This window comes from Streptomyces hyaluromycini (assembly GCF_002217755.1).
GTDB lineage: Bacteria > Actinomycetota > Actinomycetes > Streptomycetales > Streptomycetaceae > Streptomyces > Streptomyces hyaluromycini.
Map to the genome: position 1 here is coordinate 615,452 of NZ_BCFL01000016.1, position 19,128 is coordinate 634,579.

The window sequence follows — 19,128 nt, forward strand, 5'->3', positions numbered from 1 at the left end:
GGTGCGCGAAGAACTCCCGGTGCCTTCACACTACTCCGCCCGCTGACCCAAGAAGTCGCGGATGACCTGGTATTTCTCTGCCTTCGAGACCTGCTCCCGGGTGCCCGAGGCACACCCTGTCAGAGCCGGTCCCTGATTCGCACCTGGCGGCAGCGGGCTGTTACGGCACCGGCCGCGACCACTCCACCGACGGCGGTCTACGAGGCGGCGGCCAGTTCCTTGAGCGGGGCGCCGGTCAGGCGGCAGATCCGCCACTCGTCGAGGAACTCCGCCCCGAGCGACCGGTAGAAGCCGATCGCCGGCTCGTTCCAGGCCAGCACCCACCACTCGAAGCGCTCGAAACCGCTGCTCAGGCAGAGCGCGGCGAGGGCGGCGAGCAGGGCTCTGCCATGGCCGCCGCCGCGGGCGTGCGGGCGTACGTAGAGGTCCTCCAGGTGCATGCCCCGGGTTCCGGTCCAGGTCGAGAAGCTCGGGAACCACAGTGCGTAGCCCGCGAGTTCACCCGTGGTGTCGTCCTCGGCGACCAGCGCGTAGGCCGCCGGGTGGGGGCCGAACAGCGCTTCGCGGAGCTGTGCCTCGGTGGCCCGGGCCTGCTCCACGGCCCGTTCGTACGCGGCGAGTTCACGGATCATGGCGCGGATCTCGGTGACGTCGTTCTCGGTGGCGGCGCGGATCATGCAAGGGATCATGGGTCACCGGGCCGATTCCTGTCCATCCGCTCGCACCCGCTCCCCCGCCGGCACGGCGGCCGCGGCGAGGCGGCCGGCGTGCCGCCGGAAGGAGATCGTCTTGGTGACGGCCTGGAGCAGGTTGGCCACGCCAGGGCGGTCCACAGCCCGGGCAGTCCGGCCGCGTCGGCGACCGGTACGGACACCGCGGCCAGGATCCCGAACCACACCGCCGTCGACACCAGGCTCGGCCCGGCGCGCTTGAGTCCGACGAGCCCGAAGCCCGCGACCGCCTGCAGGGCATCGGTGACCACCACGGCCAGGACCACCGGCAGCAGCTCCTCGGGGTCGTCCCGGTGCGGCGCGACGAAGGGCATCACCGCGCGCAGCGCACCCGCCACCGCGGCCGTGGCCGGCTGAAGACGGCCACCGTGACGGCGAACGCGGCCAGGGAGACGGTGGCATGGCGGCCCAGGAGCGCCGTGTCGACGAGCGAGGCCGCCGCCGCGGCGAGGGTGGACACGTACAGCGGCAGCGCCGCCCGCGCGATGGTCGTGGACGCGCCGCGAGTGCTCACGCCCGGGTCGCCCGCCCCGTCACACGGTTCTCGGCAGGGCCGTTCACGAGCGCAATCTGGATCATGGCGTCCATCATTGGCGAGCCCACCGGCCATGTCGGGGCGATTTTGCGCCAAGTCGACGGGCACGCGCGGGAGGTGCGGGGGCGGGACACGAGGAAGGGCCGGTCGGATGTCCGACCGGCCCTCCGCCTGGTGACGGGATCAGTGCCCGCCGTGGTCGTCCTCGCCCGCCTCCAGCAGGCCGGCCGCCGCACCCACGATCCGCGGGTCCGGGCTGCCGACGACCTCCTCGTCCTTGTTGGCGTAGTCGAAGCGGGCCAGCACGCTGCGCATGGCCTCGACACGGGCCCGCTTCTTGTCGTTGCTCTTCACCACGGTCCAGGGCGCGTACTCCGTGTCCGTCTCGCGGAACATCGCGACCTTCGCGGCCGTGTAGGTGTCCCAGAGATCCAGCGAGGCCAGATCCATCGGGCTGAGCTTCCACTGCCGTACCGGGTCGACCTGGCGGATGGTGAAGCGGGTCCGCTGCTCGCCCTGCGAGACCGAGAACCAGAACTTCACCAGGTCCACCCCGTCGTCCACCAGCATCCGCTCGAACAGCGGGGCCTGCCGCATGAAGCGCCGGTACTCGTCGTCCGAGCAGAAGCCCATGACCCGCTCGACGCCGGCCCGGTTGTACCAGGAGCGGTCGAACATCACGATCTCACCGGCGGTCGGCAGGTGTTCGACGTAGCGCTGGAAGTACCACTGACCGCTCTCGCGTTCCGTGGGCTTCTCCAGTGCCACCACGCGCGCGCCACGGGGGTTCAGGTGCTCCGTGAAGCGCTTGATGGTGCCGCCCTTGCCCGCGGCGTCCCGGCCCTCGAAGACGATGACGATCCGGCGCCCCGTCTCCTTGATCCAGGTCTGCAGCTTCAGCAGCTCGATCTGCTGGAGCCGCTTGTGCCACTCGTACTCCTTGCGCACCATGCGCGACGCGTACGGGTAGTTCTCCCGCCAGGTGTCGATCGGGGATCCGTCCGGGCGGATGAGTACGGGGTCGTCCGGGTCGCTGTAGTCGACCTTCAGGTCGGCCAGGTCGGACAGCAGGTCCGGCGTCGTCATCCAGTCCTCCTCAGCGGCTTGTGGGTCGGTGGGTCAGTGGAACTGCGGCACGATCAGGTAGATGCCGTACGCCACCACCGCCACGCAGGCGAGGAAGCACAGCCCTGCCTGGGCGGCGCCGACCGCGCTGGTGCCGCCCTGCTCCTTGGCGCCCTCGTGGCGGGCGAGCCCGAGGACGCCCAGGGCGAAGACAACCACCACTGCGAATGTAACTCCGATGCTCACCGCGGTGACCTCGCCGAGCGCGGTCCAGTCGATGCTCATGGGTACTCCCTCACTCAGGCGGCGGTGCCGACGTTGGACGGGGGCGTGGTGCGGACGGCGACCTCGTGGCCGTCGTTCACGTTCTTGGCGTCGATCGGGTTACGACGCGACAGCAGGACGATGCCCGTCGCGAGCGCGGCGCCGACCAGCGCGACCACGACCGTGCCGAAGTTGCCGCCGTGCTTGACGGCGGCCGCGGAGATGCCGCCGACCAGCCCCGCGGAGGGCAGGGTGATCACCCAGGCGGCCACCATACGGCCGGCGACGCCCCAGCGGACCTCCGCGAGCCGCCGGCCGACGCCCGCGCCGAGGATGGAACCGGAGGCGACCTGCGTGGTGGACAGCGCGAAGCCCATGTGCGCGGAGGTCAGGATGACCGCCGTGGAGGCGGTCTCCGCCGCGAAGCCCTGCGGGGACTGGATCTCGGTCAGCCCCTTGCCCATGGTGCGGATGATCCGCCAGCCGCCGATGTAGGTGCCGAGGGCGATGGCGAGACCGGCGGTGAAGATGACCCAGACCGGCGGGCCGGCGTCGCCCGGGAGCGCGCCGACCGAGATCAGGGTCAGGGTGATGATGCCCATGGTCTTCTGGGCGTCGTTGGTGCCGTGCGCGAGCGAGACCAGCGAGGCCGAGCCGATCTGCCCGAGCCGGAAGCCCTTGGTCACGGAGTCCGCACGGCTGCGGGCGGTGAGCTTGTAGGCGCAGTACGTCGCGATCAGCGCGGCGACGCCCGCCACCACCGGCGAGGCGAACGCAGGGATGATGATCTTCTCGACAACCTTGTCGAAGTTGATCGCGCCGGAGCCCGCGCCGACCCACACGGCGCCGATCAGGCCGCCGAACAGCGCGTGCGAGGAGCTGGAGGGCAGCCCTACCAGCCAGGTCACCAGATTCCACAGGATCGCCCCCACGAGGCCCGCGAAGATCATCGCTGGGGTCACCTTGGCGTCGTTCACAATGCCGCCGGAGATCGTCTTGGCGACCTCCGTCGAGAGGAAGGCTCCGACCAGGTTCAGAACGCCACTGATCAGAACGGCTGTCTTCGGTTTGAGCGCGCCGGTCGCGATGGACGTGGCCATCGCGTTCGCCGTGTCGTGAAACCCGTTGGTGAAGTCGAACGCAAGTGCAGTGACGATCACGACCGCCACGAGGAACGTGATGTGGTCCATTCCTTTATGCAAACAAGGGCGGATCAATTGCGCGAGAATCAGAGGCAAACGGCCGTCCAAAAACAGACCCCGCTCGTGTGCGTGATGTGCATGCCATGCTGGGCGAATGACCCTGGAGGATCTGCGGCGGCTGCGCCGGGCGCGCGACCGCATGGACCGCGAGTACGCCGAGCCGCTCGACATGGCCGAACTGGCCCGCACCGCGGTCATGTCCCCCGGCCATTTCCAGCGCAGCTTCCGCAAGGCCTTCGGGGAGACGCCGTACAGCTATCTCATGACCCGGCGGGTCGAGCGGGCCAAGGCGCTGCTGCGCCGCGGCGACCTCACGGTGACGGAGGTGTGCATGGCGGTCGGCTGTACGTCACTGGGGTCCTTCAGCTCGCGGTTCACCGAGCTGGTCGGGGAGACGCCGAGCGCGTACCGGGCGCGGGACCACGAGGAGAGCACGGTGATCCCGTCCTGCGTGGCCCGTACGTTCACCCGCCCACGCCGCAGGCCGTACTGACCGCACACAACTGACCGCACGGAACCGACAGCACGGAACCGACCGCACGCGCGGCCGGACGTTTCCTCCTAGCCTGGCCCCATGGACGTAAAACTCGCGCAGTGTTTCATCGCCGTCGACGACCACGACAAGGCGCTGGCCTTCTACCGTGACGTCCTCGGCCTGGAGGTCCACAACGACGTGGAGTTCGAGGGGATGCGCTGGGTGACCGTCGGGTCGCCGCAGCAGCCGGGCGTGGAGATCGTGCTGGAGCCGCCGGGCGCCAACCCGGACGCCTCCCCCGCCGACCGGCAGGCCATGGCCGAGCTGCTCGCCAAGGGCATGCTGCGCGGGGTGATCTTCTCCACCAGCGACTGCGACGCGCTGTACGAGCGGGTGCGGGAGCACGGCGGCGACGTGATCCAGGAGCCGACGGACCAGCACTGGGGGGTGCGGGACTGCGCGTTCCGGGACCCGGCGGGCAACCTGCTGCGCTTCACGGAACGCCGGGCAGCCGAGTAGCACATTTACGATCACCGCATGAGCATCCGCTGGACGTACGTCTTCGCCGACCGCCCCGCCGCGCACCTCGCCTCCGCCCAGGCGTTCTGGACGGCCGTCACCGGCACCTTCCTCTCCGCACCCCGTGGCGAGGACGACGAGTTCGTGACGCTGCTGCCGGCCTCCGGCGTCGACGCCTGCGTCAAGCTCCAGGGCGTCTGGTCCGGCCCCGGCGGAGCCCACCTGGACCTCTGCGTCGAGGACGTGCCCGGCCTCGTGAAGCGGGCCCGGGAACTCGGTGCCGAGACGGTCGCCGAGCACGACGGGTGGGCCGTCCTGCGGTCGCCCGCCGGGCAGTTGTGGTGCGCAGCACCCTGGCACGGGGAGTCGGTACGGCCGCCGGTCGTGGCGGGCAGCCGGCTGGACCAGGTCAGCCTCGACATCCCGCCGTCCGCCTACGAGGCGGAGACCGCGTTCTGGGCGGAACTGACCGGCTGGGAGCTGCTGACCGGCGCGCTGCCGGAGTTCCGGGTGCTCAGGCCGCCGGCCGGCCTGCCCGTGCGGATCCTGCTCCAGCGGCTGGACGCCGAACAGCCCGCCGCCGCCCACCTCGACCTGGCCTGCGCGGACATCCCGGCGACCCGCGCCCGGCACGAGGAGCTCGGCGCCGTGCACGTGGCCGACGGCCGCCACTGGACGGTGATGCGCGACCCGGCGGGCGGCGTCTACTGCCTGACCGGCCGCGACCCGGAGACCGGCGGCCTCCCCCGAGCCGCGGTTAGGGGCTAAGCGACGGGGGGCTGGGTCCAGGGCTCCACGTCGACCACGGCCGCGACCGGTATCGGTCCGTAAATGTGCGGGAACTCCTCCGCGCCCGGCTCCGGCGCCTCCCACTTCACGGGGGCACCGACCCGTGCCGGGTCCACGACCAGGACCACCAGCTCGTCCGGGCCGTCGTAGGAGCCGTACAGGAAGGCCGCCACGCGCGGGAGCTGGTCGCGGGTGGAGCAGTGGATGAAGCCCTCCTCCTGGAGGGTGCGGCCGCGGGTGGACATCTCGTAGCCGCCCCGCGCGCGGGCCTCCTCCCACAGGGAGCGCTCGGTGATGTGCAGGATGTTCGGGAGTCCGGTCATGCGGACACGCTACGGTCTCGGCCCGGCGGACTCGGGCGGCGGGGGCCTGGGCGGTGACGCCTCCTGCGGGCCCGGCGGGGCGGTGCGCTCGCCGCAGCGGGGGTTGCGGCAGGGACCGGGTCCCCAGACCGGAACCCAGGCTCCCAGGGTCTTGTGCCGCCGCACCACGCGCTCGACGGCCTGTCCGCAGACCGGACAGACCTGGTCCTGGCTGTCCATGCCCCCAGCGTAGGCCGGGCCCGGCGGTCGCGCCCGCCGCCGGACGGGAATCGGCGGGCCCCGCACACCGTGGGGATGTGCGGGACCCATCGGGCCGGAGCCCCCGGAGAACCGTGCGGGGTCAGGAGCCGCGCGGTCCCGGGGACTCCGGGGTCCTCACCGGCTGCGCCGGGTCACGAACTCGGCGAGCGCGAGCAGTCCGCCGGCCTCCTCCGGATCGGGCACGGCACGGGTGAGCTCCTGCATCGCCCGTGCCATCCGGTCGGCCGCCTCGGACTGCGCCCAGTCACGTCCGCCCGCCCTCTCCACTGCCAGTGCGGTACGCGCGATCTCGTCGGCGTCGGCCCGCACATGCGGTATGGCGTACAGCTCGGCGAGTTCGGCGGCGGCCGGGGTGCCGGAGGTGAGGGCCGCGACGACCGGCAGGGACTTCTTGCGGGCGGCCAGGTCCGCGCCGGCCGGCTTGCCGGTGCGCCGTGGATCACCCCATATCCCGATGACGTCGTCGATCAGCTGGAAGGCCAGCCCGGCCTGGCGGCCGAAGCCGTCGAGCGCCGCCACCTCCGCCGCTCCCGCCCCCGCGTACAGCGCGCCCAGCGCGCAGGCGCAGCCGAGCAGCGCGCCGGTCTTGGCCTCGGCCATGGCGAGCACCTCGTCGAGGGTGACCTCGTCGGGCGCCCGGTCCTCCATGGCCGTGTCCGTGTGCTGTCCCGCGCACAGTTCGAGGACGCAGTCCGCGAGCCGGGCGGCGGCCGTCCCGGACGCCGGGTGGGGGTCCTCGGCGAGCAGCCTGAGGGCCAGCGCCTGGAGGGCGTCCCCGGCGAGGATCGCGTCGGCGTCGCCGAACACGGTCCATGCGGTGGGCCGGTGCCTGCGGGAGGTGTCCCGGTCCATGACGTCGTCGTGCAGCAGGGTGAAGTTGTGCACCAGCTCCACGGCGGCCGCGGCCCGTACGGCGGCCGCGCGGGCCGCCGGTCCGCCGAGCGCGTCGGCGGCGGCGAGGACCAGCGCGGGCCTGATGGCCTTGCCCGCGTTGCCGTCCGCCGGGGTGCCGTCCGCGTGCTCCCAGCCGAAGTGGTAGCGCGCGATCCGCCCCATCGAAGCGGGCAACGAGGCCACGGCGGTGCGCAGTTCGGGGTCGACGGACGCCCGGACCCGCTCCAGGATCGCCGTCGCCTCGGACCCGTCGAGCGGCTCCGACCTCCCCGGCGGCAACTGCGTGGCACGCTGCTGCCGTTCCGTCACGAACTCGGCCATGACCTCCCCCTCGCGGAGTGCGCGTACCGTGGCGTGTTCGCCCCGGCTCGGCACGTACCCCGAGGGTGTACCCGCCCCGGAGGGCGGGGACACGGCCACCAAGTGCGGAAACGTCACCTCCAGCGGCCGATCTCGACGTTCTCCAGCACACCGAGGGCGTCCGGGACCAGAACGGCGGCCGAGTAGTAGGCCGTGACCAGGTAACTGATGATCGCCTGCTCGTTGATGCCCATGAAGCGGACCGAGAGGCTCGGCTCGATCTCGTCGGGGATCCCGGACTGCCGGAGTCCGATGACGCCCTGGTCGTTCTCGCCGATACGCATGGCGATGATCGAGGTGGTCCGGGCCTCGGTGACCGGGATCTTGTTGCAGGGGTAGATCGGGACGCCGCGCCAGGTCGGGATGCGGTTGCCGCCGATCTCGACCGTCTCCGGGACCAGTCCGCGCTTGTTGAGCTCACGGCCGAAGGCGGCGATCGCGCGCGGGTGGGCGAGGAAGAACTTGGTGCCGCGCCGCCGGCTGAGCAGCTCGTCCATGTCGTCCGGGCTGGGCACGCCGTCGTGCGGCTGCAGCCGCTGGTCGTACTGGCAGTTGCTGAGCAGGCCGAACTCCCGGTTGTTGATGAGCTCGTGCTCCTGGCGCTCCTTCAACGCCTCGACGGTGAGCCGCAGCTGGTGCTCGGTCTGGTTCATCGGCTGGTTGTAGAGGTCGGCCACGCGGGTGTGGATACGCAGCACGGTCTGGGCGATGCTCAGCTCGTACTCACGCGGCCGGGCCTCGTAGTCGACGAAGGTGTGCGGGATGTCGGGCTCGCCGCTGTGGCCGGCCGCGAGGGCGACCTCCTTCTCGCCGTACTTGTTGGTGCGCTGTTCGGGGATCGCGCGCAGCTGCTGAAGGTGCTCGCGCAGTGAGTCGGCGCGCTCGGCGACCTGCTCGAAGTCCTGCCGGGACAGGGTCAGCACGGTGCAGGCCGTGTCCGCGCGGGCGGTGTACTCCCAGATGGCGTCCGGGTCGAGCAGGCCCTGCTCGCCGAAGTAAGCGCCGTCGGCGAGGACACCGAGCACCGCGTCGTCGCCGTAGGGGCCGGTGCCGATCTTCTCGACGCGGCCGTGGGCGAGCAGGTGGACCTCGTCCGCCCCGTTGCCGAACGAGGCGATGACCTCGCCCGGGGCGAAGTCGCGCTGCCGGCAGCGCTGGGCCAGCTCGGCCAGCACCTCCTCGTCCTCGTACGAGCGCAGCACGGGCAGCTCGCCCAGCTCCGCGGGGATGACCTCGACGCGGTCGCCGGTCTTCAGGAAGGTGATACGGCCGTCGCCGACCGTGTAGGTGAGCCGTCGGTTCACCCGGTACGTGCCGCCCTGGACGTCGACCCAGGGCAGTGTCCGCAGCAGCCAGCGGGAGCTGATCTCCTGCATCTGTGGCGCGGACTTGGTCGTGGTGGCCAGGTTCCGCGCTGCCGCCGTGTCCAGAGACTGCTGCGGCTTGCCCTGATCCGTGCGGACCTCTTCGCCTACCGACATAAGGAAATGCCCTCCCATACCTGCGCGGGCGCCGAACTGCCCACGCATCGGTCTCACGGGTCACCCTTTCATCACGGAGCGTGCTGGGACCATTACCCGAAAGAGCGGGAATGGATCATCGGACTACTGGGCATGCCGACACATCCCGCCATCCGCCGCCCCTCGATATGACGACTTGTCCTGATCTACTCGCACGAGATCCGAACGCGTTCGAACAAGGCTGGCCCGGAAAGCCCGACTTCTGTAGAAAGCCCAGAAGATTTGGAAGATCCGGATAGCTCAGACAGTGCAGACAGCTCGGACAGTGCAGGCAGTTCAGATGCGAAGGAGGCGGTCATGGCCCCACCCATGTCCGCGGGCACTTTCCTCGACGTGTTGCGGGACGAGGGCGTCACGGTCGTCGAGGTCGGCGACTGGAGAGAACACAACCGGAACCACAAGGGCCCCTGGGGGCCCGTCCACGGCGTGATGATCCACCACACGGTGACCCACGGCGCCGAGCGCACGGTCCGGATCTGCTACGACGGCCGCCCCGACCTCCCCGGACCGCTGTGCCACGGCGTCGTCACCAAGGACGGCACGGTCCACCTCGTCGGCTACGGCCGCGCCAACCACGCGGGCCCGGGCGACGACGACGTGCTGCGCGCGGTGATCGCCGAGAAGGCCCTGCCCCCCGACAACGAGGCGAACACCGACGGCAACCGGCACTTCTACGGCTTCGAGTGCGAGAACCTGGGCGACGGCGAGGACCCCTGGCCCGAGGCCCAGCTGGAGGCGATCGAGAAGGTGGCCGCGGCGGTGTGCCGGCAGCACGGCTGGTCGGAGCGGTCGGTGATCGGGCACCTGGAGTGGCAGCCGGGAAAGGCGGACCCGCGCGGCTTCTCGATGGCCTGGCTGCGCGAGCGCGTCCGGGACCGGCTGAAGTGAGCCCGTGCGACCGCCCCGGGCGACAATGACGACGTGACCAGCGCCGACATACTCACCCCCCGGCTCCCCTCCCCGCTCCAGGAGGTGACCGACGACCGGTTCGCCCGGCACGGCGTCCGTCTCCTGCTCAAGCGGGACGACCTGATCCACCCGGAGCTGATCGGCAACAAGTGGCGGAAGCTGGTCCCCAACATCGAGGCGGCGGCCGGCCGTCCGCTCGTCACCTTCGGCGGGGCGTACTCCAACCACCTGCGCGCCACGGCCGCCGCCGGCCGCCTCCTCGGCTTCCCCACGGTGGGCGTGGTGCGGGGCGACGAACTGGCCGGCCGGCCGCTGAATCCCGCACTGGCGCGGTGTGCGGCCGACGGGATGCGGCTGCACTTCGTCGACAGGCCGACCTACCGGCGCAAGGCCGAGCCGGACGTGCTGGCCGGTCTGCTGCGGGCGGTGGCGGCCGAGGGCGCGTACGTGGTGCCGGAGGGCGGCAGCAACGCGGCCGCGGTACGCGGCTGCGTTGCCCTCGGCGCGGAGCTGCGGGGGCGGGCCGACGTGGTGGCGATCGCCTGCGGGACCGGGGGCACCCTGGCCGGTCTGGCGGCCGGACTGGGGGCGGGGCAGCGGGCGTTGGGGGTGCCGGTGCTGCGGGGCGGGTTCCTGGCGGGGGAGATACGGCGGTTGCAGGAGGAGGCGTTCGGGGGGCGGCGCGGACGGTGGTCGCTCGACGAGCGGTTCCACTTCGGCGGGTACGGGCGTACGGCACCGGAACTCGACGCCTTCGCGGAGGACTTCGAGGAGCGGCACGGGGTGCGGGTGGAGCGGCTGTATGTCGCCAAGTTGCTGTACGGGCTGGTCGAGCTGGCCCGGGAGGGCGGCCTGGGGCGGGGCGTGGACGTGGTGGCGGTGCTGACGGCCTGATCAGTGGGCGGACCTGGACGTGCGGAGTTTCCGGAGCTTCTGGGCCTGGCGCTTCCTGTTCAGGCTGATGAGGAACCGCTGCGCGTGCGCGTCGGTGTCAGTGTCGGTCATCGATCCCCCCGGGCCACCCTGTCCCCACGTTTCGGCCGCGTCGCTCCAATGATCCCCCGCCGGACCGGCGGCAGGGGGTGAATGCGCCGACTCGGAACGCGCCGGCTCACCCGGCCTCCCGGTATGCGGCGGCCTCCTCCAGGTCCAGCCGGCGCAGCAGGGTGCGCAGCATCTCGTCGTCGATGTAGCGGTGGTCGCGGAGCCGGACGAAGACCGTGCGTTCGGCGCTGATCATCTCGCGGGAGAGGCGGCGGTAGGTGTCGTCGACCGACTCGCCGGTGACGGGGTTGGTCTGGCCCAGGCGTTCCCAGACGGCGTTGCGGCGGCGCTCCAGGACCGAGCGGAGGCGGTCGGCGAGCGGTGGCGGGAGTTCGTTGCGGTCGTCGGTGAGGAGTTCGTCGAGGCGGGCCTCGGCCGAACGGGAGGCCTGGGCCTGGGCGTTGGCCTCGGCGAGGGTCTCGGCCTGCGGGTCGCGGCCGGGGAAGCTCAGGCGGCGGATCAGCGGGGGCAGGGTCAGTCCCTGTACGACCAGCGTGCCGATCACGGTGGTGAAGGTCAGGAACAGGATCAGGTTGCGGTGCGGGAAGGCGCCGCCGCCGTGCACGGTGACCGGGATCGAGAAGGCGATGGCCAGGGAGACCACCCCGCGCATCCCGGCCCAGGAGGTCACCATCGCACCCCTCCAGGTGGGGTTCGGCTCGCGCTCCCGGATCCGCGCGGACAGGATCCGGGGCACGAAGGTCCCCGGGTACACCCAGGCGAACCGGGCCGCGACCACCACCAGGAAGACGACCACCGCGTACCAGGCGGCCTGCACGCCCGCGTACTGCCCGAGTCCCCTGAGCACGATCGGCAGTTGCAGGCCGATCAGGGCGAAGACCGCCGACTCCAGGATGAAGGCGACCATCTTCCACACCGCTTCCTCCTGGAGCCGGGTGGCGAAGTCGACCTCCCACGCGCGGTGGCCGAGATAGAGCGCGACGACCACGACGGCGAGGACTCCGGAGGCGTGGAACTGCTCGGCGACGCCGTAGGCGACGAAGGGGATCAGCAGGGAGAGGGTGTTCTGGAGGAGCGGCTCCTTGAGGTGGGTGCGCAGCCAGTGCAGCGGCGCCATCAGGATCAGGCCGACGCCCACCCCGCCCACCGCCGCGAGCAGGAACTCCTCGATGCCGCCGATCCAGGTGGCGCCCGCGCCGACGGCCGCCGCCAGGGCGACCTTGTAGGCGGTGATCGCGGTGGCGTCGTTCAGCAGCGACTCGCCCTGGAGGATCGTCGTGATCCGGGACGGCAGGCCCACCCGTCGCGCGACCGCCGTCGCCGCCACCGCGTCCGGCGGGGCCACCACCGCGCCCAGCACCAGGGCGGCCGGCAGCGGCATGCCCGGGACGAGCAGGTAGACCGCCCAGCCGACCACGAAGGTCGCGAAGAGCACGTATCCGACCGAGAGCAGCGCGACCGGCCGCATCTGGGCACGCAGGTCGAGATAGGAACTGTCGGACGCCGAGGTGTAGAGGAGCGGCGGCAGCAGCAGCGGCAGGACGACCTCGGGGTCGAGGGTGTAGTCCGGGATGCCGGGGATGTACGACACCACCAGCCCGACGGCCACCAGGAGCAGGGGCGCCGGCACCGGAGTGCGCCGGGCCGCCGCCGCGATCGCGGCGCTCCCCGCCACCAGCAACAGCAGTGGCATCACGTCCATGATCCTCGCCCGCCCTCGTTTTTCGCGCGGCCACCCGCACACCCGTCGTAATCTGGCAATCATGAAACAGTGCACGCACCGCGAGGCGCTGCCGCACCCGGAACCCGACCCGCTGAACGAGACGTGCCCGGAGTGTCTCGCCAAGGGGTGGCACCCGGTACAGCTGCGGCTCTGTCTGACCTGTGGCCACGTCGCCTGCTGCGACTCGTCGCCGGGAAGACATGCGACAGGCCACCACGAGACGTCCGGCCACCCCATAATGCGGACGTTCGAGCCCGGCGAGGACTGGCGCTGGTGCTTTGTCGACCACGTGCTCGTGTGACACTGCACTACGGCCGCTGAAGACGACAGCGCCGACGGTTCGACGGTTCGACGCCGGGGTACGTCAACCCGGCGCGCGCTCTTCCCAATTGGGCAAGGCAGACCCCTAGACACGGAGCGTATCCACAGGTTTACTGTGAGTGACGTCCAGGGGGTTGGGGTCCCGGGGACAGAAAAGTTCGGAGCGCGGTAGCGTCACCGCTGAACCACGTAGTGCGTTACCCCGAGGGGCGACCCTCGGCCCCGAAAAGCTTGTACCACCATGGAGGTGAGGGTGTCCCAGATCGCAGGCGAGCCCGCGACCCAGGACTTCGTGGAAGTCCGGCTGCCGGCTGCGGGTGCCTACCTGTCGGTGCTGCGCACGGCCACGGCCGGTCTCGCCGCCCGCTTGGACTTCACCCTGGACGAAATCGAGGATCTGCGCATCGCGGTCGACGAGGCCTGCGCGATCCTGCTCCAGCAGGCCGTTCCCGGCTCGGTGCTCAGCTGTGTCTTCCGCCTCGTCGACGACTCGCTGGAGGTCACGGTCTCCGCCCCGACCACGGACGGCCACGCCCCCTCGCGCGACACTTTCGCCTGGACCGTGCTCTCGGCCCTGGCGGGCAAGGTCTCGTCGGCCGTCGACGAGGACAAGACCGTGTCGATCAGCCTCTACAAACAGCGCGGCGCGGGACCCGGGCCGGCGTGAGGAACGGGGACGGGCCGGTGCGGGACGAAGAGCGCGGCACACGGGAGCTGCCGGCCGGGGGCGAAGGCCCCGAGGCCGGCTCCCGCCGCATGGCTGACGGCATCGACGGCATCCCGGAACAGGCCAGGCCGCACCCGGAGGACGCCTCCGCGCAGGTCGGTCTGGAGGGTGCCGTGCAGAGCGCGCCCCCGGAAGGTCGGAACGGGGTCGCGGCCCCGCACCGAGCCGGGGCGAAGGCTCGTGGAAGGGCGACGGGCGGGACGATGAGCGAGCACGAGCGATACGCCGAGGACCAGGCGCTGGCCGCGGAGGTGGTGCAGGCGACCCAGCACGAACCTCAGGAACGCAGCCAGCCTCAGGACCGCAGCGGCGCGCGCGCCCTGTTCGTCGAGCTGCGCGGACTGAAGGAGGGCAGCGCCGAGTACGCGGAGCTGCGCAATCGGCTGGTCCGGATGCATCTGCCGCTCGTGGAGCACCTCGCGCGCCGGTTCCGCAACCGCGGCGAGCCGCTGGACGACCTCACCCAGGTCGCCACCATCGGCCTGATCAAGTCGGTGGACCGGTTCGACCCGGACCGGGGCGTGGAGTTCTCGACGTACGCCACCCCGACCGTGGTCGGCGAGATCAAGCGCCACTTCCGCGACAAGGGCTGGGCGGTCCGCGTCCCGCGCCGGCTGCAGGAGCTGCGCCTCGCGCTCACCACCGCCACGGCGGAGCTGTCCCAGCAGCACGGCCGCTCTCCCACGGTCCACGAGCTGGCCGAGAAGCTCGCGATCTCGGAGGAGGAGGTCCTGGAGGGCCTGGAGTCGGCCAACGCGTACTCCACGCTGTCCCTGGACGTCCCCGACACCGACGACGAGTCGCCGGCGGTCGCCGACACCCTCGGCGCGGAGGACGAGGCCCTGGAGGGCGTCGAGTACCGCGAGTCCCTCAAGCCCCTGCTGGAAGACCTCCCGCCCCGAGAGAAGCGGATCCTTCTCCTCCGCTTCTTCGGCAACATGACCCAGTCCCAGATCGCCCAGGAGGTCGGCATCAGCCAGATGCACGTCTCACGGCTGCTGGCGAGGACCTTGGCGCAGCTGCGGGAGAAGTTGCTCGTCGAGGAGTAGTTTCAAGCGCCCCGGGGCCGAGCGCGCCCCAAAGGGGCGCGGGGCTGTATCAATATGCGGCTCCGCCGCGTGGGCGCGCTCAGCCCCCACCGGCCCGCAGGTCAGCTACGACCCGGCCCTTTGATCCCAAGGGCCTGGGTAGTAGCAGAGTTCACCAGCAACACCAGCGAAGCCACAGCCACCACCGCCAGCACGATCCCCACCGGAATCGCCAGACTGTCGGCCTGCAACAGGTTGTACGCCACCGGCAGCGCCATGATCTGCGTGATCACCGCCGGCCCCCGGCTCCAGCTCTTCCGCAGCAGCAGCCCGCGCGCAGCGATCAGCGGCAGCAGCGCCAGCACGATCACGGTGACACCCCCGGTGATCGCCTGCCCGCGGTCGTCCGGATCCCCGGTGAACCCGAGCACCGCCAGCCACACCCCGCCGACGACCAGCGCGAGCCCTTCCAGCCCGGCCAGCGCGGCGGCATACGTCAGCCGTCGCGGGCGGGGTCCGTCGATTCCGTCGGCGCTCTCGGCCGTAGGCACATGCTCACTGCTCACGCCGGAAAGGGTAGCCCTCGGCCCCGCGGCGGGACCCGCGCCCCTCGCACCCGAGTGTCGAGACTCACGCCCCTGTCTCTTACCGGATCCCTAACTCGGTCTGGGCCCGGTACTTTCCAGTAGGTACGCTGCAATCCATGCGTGCACTTCTCGTGGTCAACCCGGCGGCAACCACCACAAGCGCACGTAGGCGCGACGTCCTCATCCACGCGCTCGCGAGCGAAGTGAAGCTGGAGGCGGTCACCACCGAGTACCGCGGCCACGCCCGCGACCTGGCGCGGCTCGCGGCGGAGAGCGACGACATCGACCTCGTCGTGGCGCTCGGCGGCGACGGCACGGTCAACGAGGTGGTCAACGGCCTGCTCCACAACGGCCCCGACCCGGACCGGCTGCCCGGCCTCGCGGTGGTCCCCGGCGGCTCCACCAACGTCTTCGCCCGCGCCCTGGGGCTGCCCAACGACCCGGTCGAGGCCACCGGCGACCTGCTGGACGCGCTGCGCGAGAAACGCGAGCGCCTCGTCGGCCTCGGTCTGACCGCCGGCACACCCGGCACCGAGGACGAAGCGGTCCCGGCCCGCTGGTTCACCTTCAACGCGGGACTCGGCTTCGACGCGGGCGTGGTCGGCCGGGTCGAGCAGCAGCGCGAGCTCGGCAAGAAGTCGACGCACGCGCTGTACGTCCGTCAGGTGGTCCGGCAGTTCTTCGGCGAGCAGCACCGGCGGCACGGCACGATCACCCTCGAACGGCCCGGCGCCGACCCGATCAACGATCTCGTCGTCGCGATAGTCTCGAACACCTCGCCCTGGACGTATCTCGGCAATCGCCCGATGTACACGTCACCTAAGGCCTCGTTCGATAAAGGCATCGACGTACTCGGCCTCAGCCGCCTGTCGACCGCCGCGGTTGCCCGGTATGGCACGCAGTTGCTCACTTCGTCCCCCGAGCGCGGACCCCACGGCAAGCATGCGGTGTCGCTGCACGACCTGGACCAGTTCACCTTGCATTCGAAGGTCCCCCTCCCCCTTCAGATGGACGGCGACCACCTAGGACTGCGTACGAGCGTGACGTTCACAGGCGTACGCAGTGCACTGCGTGTGATTGTGTGAGCGGAACGGGCTAAAGTCCTTTCACTCGAACGTTTAGGCCAGGGTCCACCCCATGGAAGTACGGCTGTGACCCAGTCGACACCGAGGAATCAAAAAAAACTTTCCGGAAGGGGTTGTATCCGTCGCTGAGGTTTGCGAGGCTCTACGTGGCGATCGGGACGGCCCGCAAGACCGGCCTCCACTGATCACCGGAATCCCACTTCAACTCACAGGACCCCTGCCAGGGAACCTGGCGGTCGGCCCTTCACTTGTTGAGGGATTCGTGAAAGCGTTCACATTCACAAGCAACGTGCATGTAATACCAAGGAGAGGTAGCAGCCATGGACTGGCGTCACAACGCCGTTTGCCGCGAGGAAGACCCCGAGCTCTTCTTCCCCATCGGCAACACCGGTCCTGCGCTGCTGCAGATCGAGGAAGCCAAGGCCGTCTGCCGTCGCTGCCCCGTTATGGATCAGTGTCTGCAGTGGGCGCTTGAGTCCGGCCAGGACTCCGGCGTCTGGGGTGGTCTCAGCGAGGACGAGCGTCGCGCGATGAAGCGCCGTGCCGCCCGCAACCGGGCCCGTCAGGCCACCGCCTGACAGTCCCACCCCTGGTGACAGCCTGAGCTTGGCGGCGCGTACAGCGAGTACGCATCTCCCGCCCCCGAGCCGCAGCGCGCAGTACCCCCGATGCGCTTAGTACGAGCAGCAACGAGCGAGCAGCCCCGGACCCACCAGGTCCGGGGCTCTTTGCTGCCCGAAAGGCCTGATCCTGAAGGCCTGTTCCAGAAGGCCCCATCCTGGGGGCCTATTTCTGCGGACGCACCGGTACGTCCAGGATCACCCGGGTCCCCCGCTCCGGCGCCGGCACCATGTCGAACGTGCCGCCCAACTCGCCCTCCACCAGCGTCCGTACGATCTGCAGGCCGAGGTTGCCGGAGCGGTGCGGGTCGAAGCCCTCGGGCAGGCCGACGCCGTCGTCCTGGACGGTGACGAGGAGCCGGGCCTCCTTGGTGGTGCCGCCGCGGACCGCCGTGACCTCGACGGTGCCGGTGTCGCCCTCGCGGAAGCCGTGTTCGAGGGCGTTCTGCAGAATTTCGGTGAGAACCATCGACAGCGGGGTGGCGACCTCCGCATCGAGTATCCCGAAGCGGCCGCTGCGCCGGCCGGTGACCTTCCCCGGCGAGATCTCGGCGACCATGGCGAGCACCCGGTCCGCGATCTCGTCGAACTCCACCCGCTCATCCAGGTTCTGAGACAGCGTCTCATGCACGATGGCGATGGAGCCGACCCGCCGTACGGCCTCCTCCAGGGCCTCCCGGCCGCGGTCCGACTCGATGCGCCGGGCCTGGAGCCGCAGCAGCGCGGCGACCGTCTGGAGGTTGTTCTTCACCCGGTGGTGGATCTCCCGGATGGTCGCGTCCTTGGTGATCAACTCCCGCTCGCGGCGCCGCAGTTCGGTGACGTCCCGGAGCAGCACCAGGGAACCGATCCGGGTGCCCTTGGGCTTGAGCGGGATCGCCCGGAACTGGATGACGCCGTCCTCGGACTCGATCTCGAACTCGCGCGGCGCCCAGCCGCTGGCGAGTTTGGCGAGCGCCTCGTCCACCGGACCCTTGGTCGGGGCGAGTTCGGCGGTCGTCTGGCCGAGGTGATGGCCGAGCAGGTCGGCGGCGAGGCCGAGGCGGTGGTAGGCGGAGAGGGCGTTCGGGGAGGCGTACTGGACGATGCCGTCGCCGTCCACCCGGATCAGACCGTCGCCGACGCGCGGCGAGGCGTCCATGTCGACCTGCTGGTTCGGGAAGGGAAACGATCCGGCGGCGATCATCTGCGCCAGGTCTGAGGCGCTCTGGAGGTAGGTGAGCTCAAGGCGGCTCGGGGTACGCACGGTCAGCAGGTTGGTGTTGCGCGCGATGACCCCGAGGATCCGGCCCTCGCGCCGCACCGGGATGGACTCGACCCGTACGGGGACCTCTTCACGCCACTCCGGGTCGCCCTCGCGGACGATCCGGCCCTCGTCATGGGCGATGTCCAGCATGGGCCGGCGGCCGCGCGGGACCAGATGGCCGACCATGTCGTCCTGGTAGGAGGTGGGGCCGGTGTTGGGGCGCATCTGCGCCACCGAGACGTACCGGGTGCCGTCCCGGGTGGGGACCCACAGGACCAGGTCGGCGAAGGAGAGGTCGGAGAGCAGCTGCCACTCCGAGACCAGCAGATGGAGCCACTCGAGGTCGGAGTCGTCGAGGGCGGTGTGCTGGCGGACCAGTTCGTTCATGGAGGGCACGTCTGTGAGCGTACCTGGGGGTATGTGGATGGCCGAAAAACAGCGGGTCCAGGAAGAGCGGGGCCAGGCGAGACGGCGGGCCCGGAAACACCCGCGGGCCGCGGCGCCTGGGAGGGACCCTCAACCCTCCCGGCACCGCAGCCCGGAGCAGCAACGGCCGCGGGGTGTGCGGTCCCGACCGGCCGAAGGTGAGGATCCGGGGCAGTCAGGGCAGAGAGCTCCGGTTCCTCGGTCCGCCTTCCTGTGCGGGGAAGACGGAAGAGTGTGACTGTGCCGTACGGCTGATGCCGTACTCGTTCAGCCCTCGTACGCAATTGTGGACTAGACCACGGTGTGTGTCCATGCGTTGGAGACTGTTCACAGTTGATGCGGTCGCAGCCTAGCCCGCCGGGATGGGCCGTGGGGGCGGTTGGTCAGGGCAATTTCCCTCGGCCCCAGGAGGAGGCCGTGGCGAGTCGCGGAAATTATCCTTAATTCACCCCATCTGACGTATTCACGTAACCTCGCACTTGTCCCCTTTCCCTGCGCCCGGCCCGCGGGGAC

Annotated in this window: 23 protein-coding genes; 10 read left to right on the forward strand and 13 right to left on the reverse strand. The window is 70.6% G+C overall.

The annotated features are described in order from the left end of the window. Window positions 1-197: 197 nt before the first annotated feature. The 6 genes from SSP29_RS02795 to SSP29_RS02820 all read right to left on the reverse strand — a co-directional run bounded on the left by SSP29_RS02795 (window position 198) and on the right by SSP29_RS02820 (window position 3,785). Window positions 198-677: a GNAT family N-acetyltransferase gene (locus SSP29_RS02795; RefSeq protein ID WP_089098825.1), complete on the reverse strand. Its 480-nt coding sequence runs from the start codon at window positions 675-677 to the stop codon at window positions 198-200. Between the two features lie 8 nt (window positions 678-685). After that, window positions 686-1,045, reverse strand: coding sequence for a hypothetical protein (locus tag SSP29_RS02800; protein ID WP_145968840.1), 360 nt, complete (start codon window positions 1,043-1,045; stop codon window positions 686-688). After that, on the reverse strand, window positions 1,045-1,245 hold the full coding sequence (locus SSP29_RS02805; protein WP_089098827.1) for a hypothetical protein: 201 nt from the start codon (window positions 1,243-1,245) through the stop codon (window positions 1,045-1,047). The genes SSP29_RS02800 and SSP29_RS02805 overlap by 1 nt, the downstream gene beginning before the upstream one ends. Before the next feature lie 204 nt (window positions 1,246-1,449). Next, the gene (ppk2, locus tag SSP29_RS02810; RefSeq protein ID WP_089098828.1) at window positions 1,450-2,352 is read right to left on the reverse strand and encodes a polyphosphate kinase 2; all 903 of its coding nucleotides are present in this window, start codon (window positions 2,350-2,352) and stop codon (window positions 1,450-1,452) included. Window positions 2,353-2,385: 33 nt separating this feature from the next. After that, a complete protein-coding gene (locus tag SSP29_RS02815; protein ID WP_089098829.1) occupies window positions 2,386-2,616 on the reverse strand; it encodes a hypothetical protein in 231 nt (76 codons plus the stop codon). A gap of 14 nt (window positions 2,617-2,630) precedes the next feature. Further along, complete coding sequence (locus SSP29_RS02820; protein ID WP_089098830.1) at window positions 2,631-3,785, reverse strand: inorganic phosphate transporter; 1,155 nt, start codon at window positions 3,783-3,785, stop codon at window positions 2,631-2,633. Between the two features lie 106 nt (window positions 3,786-3,891). Here SSP29_RS02820 and SSP29_RS02825 point away from each other — a divergent pair, with 106 nt between their 5' ends. The 3 genes from SSP29_RS02825 to SSP29_RS02835 all read left to right on the forward strand — a co-directional run bounded on the left by SSP29_RS02825 (window position 3,892) and on the right by SSP29_RS02835 (window position 5,559). Next, window positions 3,892-4,290, forward strand: a complete 399-nt coding sequence (locus tag SSP29_RS02825) for a helix-turn-helix transcriptional regulator (RefSeq protein ID WP_089098831.1) — start codon at window positions 3,892-3,894, stop codon at window positions 4,288-4,290. 81 nt (window positions 4,291-4,371) lie between these two features. Then, on the forward strand, window positions 4,372-4,791 hold the full coding sequence (locus SSP29_RS02830) for a VOC family protein (RefSeq protein WP_089098832.1): 420 nt from the start codon (window positions 4,372-4,374) through the stop codon (window positions 4,789-4,791). An 18-nt stretch (window positions 4,792-4,809) separates the two neighbouring features. Next, entirely contained in the window at window positions 4,810-5,559 is a 750-nt protein-coding gene (locus tag SSP29_RS02835; RefSeq protein WP_089098833.1) for a VOC family protein, read from the forward strand. Here SSP29_RS02835 and SSP29_RS02840 read toward each other — a convergent pair. From SSP29_RS02840 to SSP29_RS02855, 4 genes are all read right to left on the reverse strand, one after another. Further along, window positions 5,556-5,903 (reverse strand): DUF952 domain-containing protein, encoded by a 348-nt coding sequence (locus SSP29_RS02840; protein ID WP_089098834.1) that lies wholly within the window; start codon window positions 5,901-5,903, stop codon window positions 5,556-5,558. The genes SSP29_RS02835 and SSP29_RS02840 overlap by 4 nt on opposite strands. Before the next feature lie 9 nt (window positions 5,904-5,912). Then, a complete protein-coding gene (locus SSP29_RS51335) occupies window positions 5,913-6,122 on the reverse strand; it encodes a hypothetical protein (RefSeq protein WP_107436135.1) in 210 nt (69 codons plus the stop codon). Between the two features lie 156 nt (window positions 6,123-6,278). Then, complete coding sequence (locus SSP29_RS02850) at window positions 6,279-7,379, reverse strand: family 2 encapsulin nanocompartment cargo protein polyprenyl transferase (RefSeq protein WP_089098835.1); 1,101 nt, start codon at window positions 7,377-7,379, stop codon at window positions 6,279-6,281. 113 nt (window positions 7,380-7,492) lie between these two features. Next, window positions 7,493-8,899, reverse strand: coding sequence for a family 2B encapsulin nanocompartment shell protein (locus SSP29_RS02855; protein ID WP_089098836.1), 1,407 nt, complete (start codon window positions 8,897-8,899; stop codon window positions 7,493-7,495). 336 nt (window positions 8,900-9,235) lie between these two features. On the opposite strand from SSP29_RS02855, the gene SSP29_RS02860 reads away from it, so the two are divergent. Next, on the forward strand, window positions 9,236-9,826 hold the full coding sequence (locus tag SSP29_RS02860; RefSeq protein WP_089098837.1) for an N-acetylmuramoyl-L-alanine amidase: 591 nt from the start codon (window positions 9,236-9,238) through the stop codon (window positions 9,824-9,826). A gap of 33 nt (window positions 9,827-9,859) precedes the next feature. After that, window positions 9,860-10,741, forward strand: a complete 882-nt coding sequence (locus tag SSP29_RS02865) for a 1-aminocyclopropane-1-carboxylate deaminase/D-cysteine desulfhydrase (RefSeq protein WP_089098838.1) — start codon at window positions 9,860-9,862, stop codon at window positions 10,739-10,741. A 217-nt stretch (window positions 10,742-10,958) separates the two neighbouring features. Here the strand turns inward: SSP29_RS02865 and SSP29_RS02870 are convergent, their stop codons facing one another. After that, a complete protein-coding gene (locus SSP29_RS02870; RefSeq protein ID WP_089098839.1) occupies window positions 10,959-12,554 on the reverse strand; it encodes a Na+/H+ antiporter in 1,596 nt (531 codons plus the stop codon). Between the two features lie 61 nt (window positions 12,555-12,615). Here SSP29_RS02870 and SSP29_RS54885 point away from each other — a divergent pair, with 61 nt between their 5' ends. The 3 genes from SSP29_RS54885 (at window position 12,616) to SSP29_RS02885 (ending at window position 14,672) form a co-directional block, all read left to right on the forward strand. Beyond that, window positions 12,616-12,876 carry a UBP-type zinc finger domain-containing protein gene (locus SSP29_RS54885; protein ID WP_089098840.1) on the forward strand — a complete coding sequence of 87 codons (261 nt, stop codon included), beginning with the start codon at window positions 12,616-12,618 and terminating at the stop codon, window positions 12,874-12,876. Between the two features lie 273 nt (window positions 12,877-13,149). Further along, a complete protein-coding gene (locus tag SSP29_RS02880) occupies window positions 13,150-13,563 on the forward strand; it encodes an ATP-binding protein (protein ID WP_004925829.1) in 414 nt (137 codons plus the stop codon). Next, a complete protein-coding gene (locus tag SSP29_RS02885) occupies window positions 13,560-14,672 on the forward strand; it encodes an RNA polymerase sigma factor SigF (protein ID WP_089098841.1) in 1,113 nt (370 codons plus the stop codon). The genes SSP29_RS02880 and SSP29_RS02885 overlap by 4 nt, the downstream gene beginning before the upstream one ends. Before the next feature lie 101 nt (window positions 14,673-14,773). Here SSP29_RS02885 and SSP29_RS02890 read toward each other — a convergent pair whose 3' ends face one another. After that, window positions 14,774-15,217 (reverse strand): hypothetical protein, encoded by a 444-nt coding sequence (locus tag SSP29_RS02890; RefSeq protein ID WP_089098842.1) that lies wholly within the window; start codon window positions 15,215-15,217, stop codon window positions 14,774-14,776. Between the two features lie 137 nt (window positions 15,218-15,354). On the opposite strand from SSP29_RS02890, the gene SSP29_RS02895 reads away from it, so the two are divergent. Together SSP29_RS02895 and SSP29_RS02900 are read left to right on the forward strand one after the other, a co-directional pair. Then, window positions 15,355-16,323 (forward strand): diacylglycerol/lipid kinase family protein, encoded by a 969-nt coding sequence (locus SSP29_RS02895; RefSeq protein ID WP_089098843.1) that lies wholly within the window; start codon window positions 15,355-15,357, stop codon window positions 16,321-16,323. Between the two features lie 320 nt (window positions 16,324-16,643). Beyond that, window positions 16,644-16,901, forward strand: coding sequence for a WhiB family transcriptional regulator (locus SSP29_RS02900; RefSeq protein ID WP_010353616.1), 258 nt, complete (start codon window positions 16,644-16,646; stop codon window positions 16,899-16,901). 208 nt (window positions 16,902-17,109) lie between these two features. Here the strand turns inward: SSP29_RS02900 and SSP29_RS02905 are convergent, their stop codons facing one another. Further along, complete coding sequence (locus SSP29_RS02905) at window positions 17,110-18,585, reverse strand: sensor histidine kinase (RefSeq protein WP_089098844.1); 1,476 nt, start codon at window positions 18,583-18,585, stop codon at window positions 17,110-17,112. Between the last annotated feature and the right edge of the window lie 543 nt (window positions 18,586-19,128).